General features: G+C 74.0%; 2 protein-coding genes. One reads left to right on the top strand and one right to left on the bottom strand.

Features of this window, described 5'->3' with window-relative positions:
* Window positions 1-769: serine/threonine-protein kinase (locus tag AB0C29_RS45515; RefSeq protein ID WP_360834200.1), on the bottom strand; the 769-nt coding region annotated here is incomplete at its 3' end.
* A gap of 302 nt (window positions 770-1071) precedes the next feature.
* Here AB0C29_RS45515 and AB0C29_RS45510 point away from each other — a divergent pair.
* Window positions 1072-2048, top strand: a 977-nt coding sequence (locus AB0C29_RS45510) for a hypothetical protein (RefSeq protein ID WP_360834198.1), incomplete at its 3' end; no start/stop codon positions are given.

Raw genomic sequence — 2048 nt, 5'->3', positions numbered from 1 at the left:
CGCGCCGCAGCAGACCCTCCAGCACCTCGGTCAGCGGACCGGCCTGCACGGGCGGGTCGGGTGCGCCGGTGGTCAGCGCCCGCAGCGTGTCCTCGGTGGTCTCCCCCGCGAACGGGGGCCGGCCCTCCACCGCGTGGTAGAGCGTCGCGCCCAGCGACCACAGGTCGGCCCGGGCGGTCGACATCTGACTGAGCAGCCGCTCCGGCGCGACGTACTTCGGGGAGCCGAGGGTGATCCCGGCGCTGGTCAGCGCCCGGACGCCGGCCTCGGTGCCGGCCGGGCCGAAGTCGGCGAGCACGATCCGTCCGTCGTCGGCGATGAGCACGTTCGCCGGTTTCACGTCGAGGTGCAGCACCCCGGCCCGGCCGGCCGCCTTCAGGGCGTGCAGCACGGCCAGCCCGATCGTGGCGGCCCGGGCCGGCGGGAGAGGCCCCGACTCCTGGAGGACCTCGAGCAGTGAGCGGGAGGGAACGAACTCCATGACGATCCAGGGGTCCTCGTCGTCGGACAGCACGTCGAGGATGCGGATCACGTGCGGGTGCCGGACCCGGGTCAGCGCCCGCGTCTCGCGCAGTGTCAGATCTCGGACGAGGTCGCGCTGCGCCGGGGTGAGACCCTCGGGTGGCACGCATTTCTTGATGGCGACCGGGCGGGAGCGCCGCTCGTCGTCGGCCAGCCAGACCTCGCTCATGCCCCCGGCGGCGAGGGCCCGCAGCAGCCGGTAGCGGCCGCCCACCAGCTTTGCTTCTACCGGGTGTCCTTGCGCCATGCCACACCCCGGACGTTTGCGAAGGTCAGCAGCCACTTCGACGATACTGGACGGGGCCGCGGATGTCGGCCCCCCGAACGCGGAGTTCGGACGATCCGGGGCTGTCCACACAGGCGCCCGGTCGCGCCGCTCGGGGGACTCGAATCTCATCGATGCGCGCGTATCGTGGCTGCCGCATCACCATGGGCAACCATCCCGGTTGTCCTTGGTCACCGGCCCGCCGGCACTGCCGGCCGCCTCCCGGTGCGGTGGCGGTCCGCGCGTGGCCCGGCCGGGCGACGAGACGCTGGGCGATGAGGCGTATGCGGGAACACCGACCGACCCGACGACTGGTGCCGATGCTCGGCCTCGGGCTGACCGCGATCCTCTCAACAGGCCCGGCCGCCGTCGCCCCGCGCGGCCCGGTTGCGCCGCTCGTGGCGCCCAGCCCGGCCGCGCACGTGCACCAACTGACCCGTGTATCCGCCGCAGACCAGGCCATCCGGTTGCAGGGCCTGCTCGGGCAGCACTCGATCCTGGCCGCCGACCTGATGCGCAGCCGGATCCGCGGCGACGACAGCTTCGTGCAGGCCGCCGACGCCGCACTCGGCGAGAACACCGACGCCATGACCGGCCTGATCGGACAGCTCTTCGGCGCCGCCACCGCCACGCAGTTCGGGCCGATGTGGTCCGAGCACGTCGTGAGCCTGGTGGCGTACGCCGCGGCCGTGGCCGACCAGGACGCCGGCGCGCTCGCCCACGCCCGCGAAGAGCTGATCGAGTACGAGGAGGAGCTCGCCGACTTCTTCGCCGGTGCGTCACAGGGCCGGCTCCCCCGGGCCGCCGCCCGCGACGCGGTCCTCATGCACGTCAACCACCTGACCCAGCAGGCGGACGCGTACGCGGCGGGCGACCACGCCACCGCCGACCGGCTGTACCGGCAGAGCTTCCAGCACACGTACGACCTGGGCCTGACCCTGGCCGAGGCGCTGCTGCCGGCGGCCGACCGGGCCACGCTGCGGGAGCCGGTCTGGCGGCTGCGGTCCCAGCTCGGCAAGCTGCTGGCCGAACACGCCGCCCTGGTCGAGGACGTGAGCCGGGCGGCGGTCACCGGCACACCCGACTTCGACGCCGCCGCGGAAAGTATCAACGGCAACACCCGCGACGTGGCGGCCGCGGTCGACACCCTGTTCGGCGCGCCGGGCGCCCGGCGGTTCCAGGCCCAGTGGGCGTCCCCCCTCGATCACCTCGTGGCGGTCCCGGGTGCGACCGCGGCCGGGCAGACCGACCGCCAGCAGCG

Source organism: Actinoplanes sp. NPDC048791 (assembly GCF_040650095.1).
In the GTDB taxonomy this organism is placed as follows: Bacteria; Actinomycetota; Actinomycetes; order Mycobacteriales; family Micromonosporaceae; genus Actinoplanes.
Note: the sequence above shows the minus strand (reverse complement) of the source record. Positions and strands in the feature narration are given on the sequence as shown.